The following is a 5,950-nucleotide window of genomic DNA, read 5'->3' as shown; positions in this document are numbered from 1 at the left end:
CAGCAGTGTCACCACGGCCATTGCCGCAATGCTCATGATCCCGAGCGGAAAAAGAGCGAGAAACAGGAGCCAGCAGCAGCCCAGGCAAAACAACCCGTGCCTTACGCCCATATGTACCGCGCCCCAAGGACCATCGCGCCATGAGGTCAGTATGAAGCCGATTGGCGTGCGGCACTTGGCCAGGCACAGATCTTTCAGTGGGGAAAGTTGGTACGCGCCCGCAACCATCAACAGCGCGCCGCCGATGCGCGCGGCCATCGCCGTGGACAATCCCACACGCCCGGCAAGCATCTCCGCGCCCGCCGCGCCGGCAAAGGCGAGAACGCCCATCACCCCCCAGACCAGCATGTACCCGGCCACGAAGATCCAGGTCGAGACAAAGGCATCGCCGCGCCCCTGTTTGCCGGTCTGCACACGGTGAAACGTCAGGATCATCGGCGCGGCCGTCGGGAACATCATGGCGATCATCATGATCGTCCACACTGCAAGAAACAGCGGCGCCTGCATGCCCATGGTCGGTGAGTAGATTTCCATCGGCATGTCGGTGTCCATGCCGATCCGCTGCCAGATCAGCAAGGACCAGGCTGCCGTGGCGACAACGATCAACAGCGCGAGAATGATGTTTCGCTGCAGCGTCAGCGGGTCCGGTCCGACCATGCGCCAGGCCTATTGCTGGCCGGACCAGTTGATCGAGGCGTAATGTCCGTTTCGGCGGGAATTGTCCCAGTGCATGCCGTGGTCGCTGAATGTGCTGCCTTCTACGCCCGCCGCCAGCACCAGCCTCTCGGGATTGACGGGATGGCCGGTCGCCGCCCACATCTCACCATCCTCGCGCATCGTCGGCAGGGGTTCGACCGCCATCTGCATGACGCCTGCAATCTCCGCCGACCGCTTCTTGCCGTCGACTTGGTATTTGATTGGCACCTTCTTGGCTCCGAGGTTGGTGCTGATCAATGGCGCGAAGGCGGCCATCGGGCCGCCCGCGGCGCCGGTGAAGATCGCGCCCAGCGCTTCTGTCTGCCTGTCGTCGGCCTGCTCGTCGATATAGGCGGCAGCCGTCCAATTGCCGTCCGCCATCGGGCCTGGTGTATGGGCGATCATCGCAACGTTGAGTCCATCCAGCCGAACGTCGCCAAATTTGCCCGTGTCGATATGAAAGACCAAGGCAACATCGCAAGCACCTTGCGTCGGCTTCGATGTCAGTTGCGCATTGGTGGAAATCAGGCACGGGCATACGACGTCGCAACTACAATTCTCGAAATAGTCCCCGGACAATTGCCAACTGGTTGCCATTTGCACCTCCCGGCTGCGTCAGGCGCGTCGGCATGGATCGCTTTGGCGAGGGGTGGCGCCGCCCACGCGTCGTGGGAACGGCAAATAGCCCACGCCGCGACTGTGTTCGGCACGCCAGGGCATATAATTCAAGTTGCACCTAATGGAGGGTACGCCGATGCCCTGCACTGTCAAGCCGCCGGCTCCGACGCTGAAATCGTTCGAGCCCGCGTCGCTTCTCTCCTTGCTCCGCCCTAGAATGACGACGGCTATGGCTTCCTTCGCACCCTCTGTTCCGTCGCTATAGCCAATCCCCGCTGGTAACGAAAAGGGCCGGCGAAGCCGCCAGCCCTTGTGGTGTTTATCACCAATATATCAGGCCTGCTTGACCTTAAGCCAGAACTTTATTTGTCGGCTAAATAACGCGCCGCCTCAACGCTCTACCGCTCGTCCTTTAGCCGCCGGCAGAGCTCGTCGAGCTGGTCCAGCGTCCGGTAGTTGACGCGAATTGTGCCGCCGCGCTCCTTATGCTCGATCGAGACGATCATGCCGATCGTGTCGGTGAGCAGCTTTTCCAGCGCCAGCGTGTCGGGGTCCTTTTCGACCGGCTCGGCCTTCTTCGCCTTGACCGGCGTCGGGCCAGCCGGCATCTGCGCCAGCGCTTCGGCCTGGCGCACCGAAAGTCCTTCCTCGACGATGCGCTTGGCGAGGCCTGCCGGATCCTCGGCCGTCACCAGCGTGCGGGCGTGGCCGGCCGACAGCGCGCCATCGACCAGCATGTCGTGAATCACGTTGGGCAGCTTCAGGAGCCGCAGCGTGTTGGCGACATGGCTGCGGCTCTTGCCGATCACCTGGCCGAGATCGGCCTGGGTGTAGCCATGCTCGTCGATCAGTTGCTGGTAGCCCTGCGCCTCCTCGACCGGGTTGAGGTCGGCGCGCTGGACGTTTTCGATGATCGCCAGCTCCAGCGCCGTGCGGTCGTTGACCTCGCGCACTATGATCGGCAGTTCGGTCAGGCCGGCGCGCTGCGCCGCCCGCCAGCGCCGCTCGCCGGCGATGATCTCGTAGCGGCCGGGCTGCGACGGCGACGGCCGCGCCACCACCGGCTGCACCACGCCGTGCTCGCGGATCGACTGCGCCAGATCGGTGAGCTCGGCATCGCCGAAATGCCGGCGCGGATTCTTCGGATTGGGGCTGACGAATTCGATCGGCACCTTGCCGTCGGCCGCCATGCTCTGCTTTTCCGGGACTGCGGGACGATCGATCTCGCCGATCAGCGCCGCAAGGCCACGGCCGAGTCTCTTTCTTGAAAGGTCTTCACTCATAATCTGTCCAGATCGTTTCGGTATCGAATCGGGGCTTGGCCGCTATCAGGCGGCGCGCAATTTGCGCTCGCGGCGGATCACTTCCGAGGCGAGCTGCAGATAGGCCTGGCTGCCCGAGCATTTGAGGTCGTAGAGGATCGCCGGCTTGCCGTAGGATGGCGCCTCGGAAACGCGGACATTGCGCGGGATGATCGTCTCGTAGACCTTGTCGCCCATGTGGGTGCGCACGTCCTGCACCACCTGGTTGGCGAGATTGTTGCGGCCGTCGTACATGGTGAGCACGATGCCCTGGATGGTGAGATCCGGATTGATCGTATGCCGCACCTGCTCGACCGTCTCGAGCAATTGGCTGAGACCCTCCAGCGCGAAGAACTCGCACTGCAGCGGCACGAGAACGGAATCGGCCGCGGCCATTGAATTCAAGGTCAAGAGGTTGAGCGACGGCGGGCAGTCGATCAGCACATAGCCGAACGGCGCCGAACGCTCGGCCGCGGCGCGCAGCGCGTTGCGCAACCGCAGCACCCGGTCCGGCGCCGAGGCGATCTCCATCTCGATGCCGAGCAGGTCGAGTGTCGACGGCACGATGGATAGACCGGGCACCGCCGTCGGCACGGCGGCCGCTTCCAGCTCGAGCTCGCCGGTCAGCACGTCATAGGACGACACCGTGCGATCCTTGCGGTCGATGCCCAATCCCGTGCTGGCATTGCCTTGCGGGTCGAGGTCGACGATCAGCACCTGTTCGCCGATGGCGGCCAGCGCCGTCGCCAGGTTGATCGCCGTCGTCGTCTTGCCGACGCCGCCTTTCTGGTTGGCGACGGTGATAATACGCGGTCCAGTTTTCATGGGTCGATGCCAGTGATTCATTGCGGTTTCGCCGGGCGCAGATTGGTGATTTCCAGGATGACGCCGTGAGGGTCGGTCATGCTTGGATGTTCTACCAGATCGAAGGCCCAGCGGTGAGTGCTTTCTTCCACTTCGGCGCGGTAATCCCGGCCTTTGTGGAAGAGCGCGCGCGCACCCTTGGTCAGCCACGGCGCCGCAAGATCAAGCAAGGCCGGCAGCGCCGCAAGCGCCCGCGCGGTGACGATTTCCGGTTCCGGAACAAGCGAATAGCTGTCGTCGATGCGCCGCGCTACGACACGCGCCGGCAGGTCGAACTGGCCAATGACGGCTTGCAGGAACGAGGCCTTCTTGCGGTTGCTTTCGACCAGATCGATCGAGGCCCCCTCGCGCTCGGCAAGCAGGAAACCAAGCACCAGGCCGGGAAAGCCACCGCCCGAGCCGAGGTCCACCCAGCGCCTGGCCTTTGGCTCGATTCGAGCGAGTTGCGCGCTATCCAGTATGTGCCGGCGCCAGACATCGTCCAGCGTCGACGGCGCGGCAAGATTGATGCTGCGGTTCCATTTCAGGAAGACCTGTTCGAACGCAACCAGACGCTCGAATGTTTCACGTGAAACCGGGCCCGCGGCCTTTTCCAGGCTCTCCCATGCGGCAGAGCTCACGCGACATGCCTCTGAGCGGCTGCCTCGGCGTTGCGAACATGGGCAACGATGATTGCGAGTGCCGCCGGCGTCATCCCTTCCATGCGCTGCGCATCGGCGATGGAGCGCGGCTGCCGCGTTTTCATCTTCTGCTTCAGCTCATTGGAAAGGCCGGGGACATCGGTGAAATCGAGCGATGCCGGGATCACTCGGCCTTCCTCATGCCGGATTTGCGCGACATCGGCTTGCTGGCGGTCGAGATAGACTGAATATTTCGCTTCCGTTTCGAGGCACTCGGCCGTCTTGGCACCGATTGAGGCGAAGCGCGGTTCGACGCGGGCCAGCCAAGCCAGATCGACACCGGGGTAGGCGAGCAATTCATAGGCCGAGCGGCGCACGCCATCCCTGTTGATCTCCAGCCCATGGCGCGCCGCCTCATTGGGGGTGAACAGCACGCTCAATGCCAGTACCCGCGCCTTTGCAAGATCTTCGTTCATCGCGTTGAAGCGCCGCATCCGTTCCGCCGAGGCGATCCCCAGCCGATCCGCCATCGGCGTCAACCGCTCATCGGCATTGTCGGCCCTGAGCGACAGGCGGAACTCGGCGCGCGAGGTGAACATCCGATAGGGCTCGGCGATGCCGCGGCTGGTGAGGTCGTCGACCATGACGCCGATATAGGCTTCGGTGCGACTGAGCACGATCTGCTCGCTATCGGAGGCCTTGCGCGCTGCGTTCAGACCGGCGAGCAGCCCTTGCGCTCCGGCCTCTTCGTAGCCGGTCGTGCCATTGATCTGTCCGGCGAGGAACAGGCCGCCGACCCGCTTCGTCTCCAACGTCTGCAGCAATTCGCGTGGATCGACATGGTCGTACTCGATGGCATAACCCGGCTGCAGCATGGTTGCCCGCTCCAGCCCCGGAATCGTCTTCAAAATGTCGAGCTGGACGTCCTCCGGCAACGAGGTCGAGATGCCATTCGGATAGACGGTGTCGTCGTCGAGGCCTTCCGGCTCGAGGAAGATCTGGTGGCCTTCACGGTCGCCGAACTTGACGATCTTGTCCTCGATCGACGGGCAATAGCGCGGCCCCACCCCTTCGATCGAGCCGGAATACATGGCCGAGCGGCAGAGATTGGCGCGGATCAGCTCGTGCGTCTCCGGCGTCGTGCGCGTGATGCCGCAATGGATCTGCGGGTTCCGGATCGTGTCGGTCAGCAGCGAGAACGGCACCGGATACTCGTCCGCCGCCTGGCTTTCCAGCGACGCCCAGTCGATGGTCCGACCGTCGAGGCGAGGGGGTGTTCCGGTCTTCAGGCGCCCGAGCCTGAACCCCGCACGGCCCATCGTTGCCGACAGGCCAAGACTCGCTTGCTCGTTCATGCGGCCGGCGACGACCTTCTTCTCACCGATATGGATCAAGCCGCGCAGGAAGGTCCCGGTGGTCAGCACCACCGCGCCGCAAGCCAGGCGGCGATCGCCCGACATCCGAACGGCCGCGATCTGCCCCTCCACGATTTCAAAGTCGAGAACTTCGCCTTCGATCACCTCGAGATTGTCCTCCTGCCGAATCGCTTCCTGCATGGCGAGGCGATAAAGCTTGCGATCGGCCTGCGTGCGCGGGCCGCGTACGGCCGGCCCCTTGCGGCGATTGAGCAAGCGGAACTGGATGCCGGCCGCATCGGCGATCCGGCCCATCAGACCATCCATCGCGTCGATCTCGCGCACCAGATGGCCCTTGCCGAGGCCGCCGATCGCCGGGTTGCAGGACATGACGCCGATCGTGTCGAAACGCAGCGTCACCAGCGCCGTCCTGGCGCCGGCGCGTGCCGCGGCGCTGGCCGCCTCGCAACCGGCATGGCCGCCGCCTACCACAACC

The 5,950-nt window shown here is 64.0% G+C and carries 6 protein-coding genes; all 6 read right to left on the bottom strand.

The window, feature by feature from the left end; all coding sequences use genetic code 11:
* Window positions 1–657: DUF2182 domain-containing protein (locus EN781_RS23285; protein ID WP_145965591.1), on the bottom strand; the 657-nt coding region annotated here is incomplete at its 3' end.
* A gap of 9 nt (window positions 658–666) precedes the next feature.
* Window positions 667–1,293, bottom strand: a complete 627-nt coding sequence (locus EN781_RS23280; RefSeq protein WP_126057332.1) for a DUF1326 domain-containing protein — start codon at window positions 1,291–1,293, stop codon at window positions 667–669.
* A gap of 419 nt (window positions 1,294–1,712) precedes the next feature.
* Window positions 1,713–2,597 carry a ParB/RepB/Spo0J family partition protein gene (locus EN781_RS23275; RefSeq protein ID WP_126057331.1) on the bottom strand — a complete coding sequence of 295 codons (885 nt, stop codon included), beginning with the start codon at window positions 2,595–2,597 and terminating at the stop codon, window positions 1,713–1,715.
* 45 nt (window positions 2,598–2,642) lie between these two features.
* Window positions 2,643–3,440 (bottom strand): ParA family protein, encoded by a 798-nt coding sequence (locus EN781_RS23270; RefSeq protein WP_126057330.1) that lies wholly within the window; start codon window positions 3,438–3,440, stop codon window positions 2,643–2,645.
* 17 nt (window positions 3,441–3,457) lie between these two features.
* Entirely contained in the window at window positions 3,458–4,099 is a 642-nt protein-coding gene (rsmG, locus tag EN781_RS23265; protein WP_126057329.1) for a 16S rRNA (guanine(527)-N(7))-methyltransferase RsmG, read from the bottom strand.
* Window positions 4,096–5,950, bottom strand: a 1,855-nt coding sequence (gene mnmG, locus EN781_RS23260; RefSeq protein ID WP_127400369.1) for a tRNA uridine-5-carboxymethylaminomethyl(34) synthesis enzyme MnmG, incomplete at its 5' end; no start/stop codon positions are given. The genes mnmG and rsmG, both read right to left, overlap by 4 nt.

It is taken from the genome of Mesorhizobium sp. M4A.F.Ca.ET.090.04.2.1 (assembly GCF_003999085.1).
GTDB lineage: Bacteria > Pseudomonadota > Alphaproteobacteria > Rhizobiales > Rhizobiaceae > Mesorhizobium.
The sequence above is the reverse complement of the archived record's forward strand: the minus strand, read 5'-3'. Positions and strand labels throughout refer to the sequence as shown.

What these genes read in the sequence shown, in the direction of transcription:
- EN781_RS23270 (WP_126057330.1), bottom strand. Translation starts at nt 3,440, where the DNA reads ATGAAAACTGGACCGCGTATTATCACCGTCGCCAACCAGAAAGGCGGC.
- EN781_RS23275 (WP_126057331.1), bottom strand. Translation starts at nt 2,597, where the DNA reads ATGAGTGAAGACCTTTCAAGAAAGAGACTCGGCCGTGGCCTTGCGGCG.
- EN781_RS23280 (WP_126057332.1), bottom strand. Translation starts at nt 1,293, where the DNA reads ATGGCAACCAGTTGGCAATTGTCCGGGGACTATTTCGAGAATTGTAGT.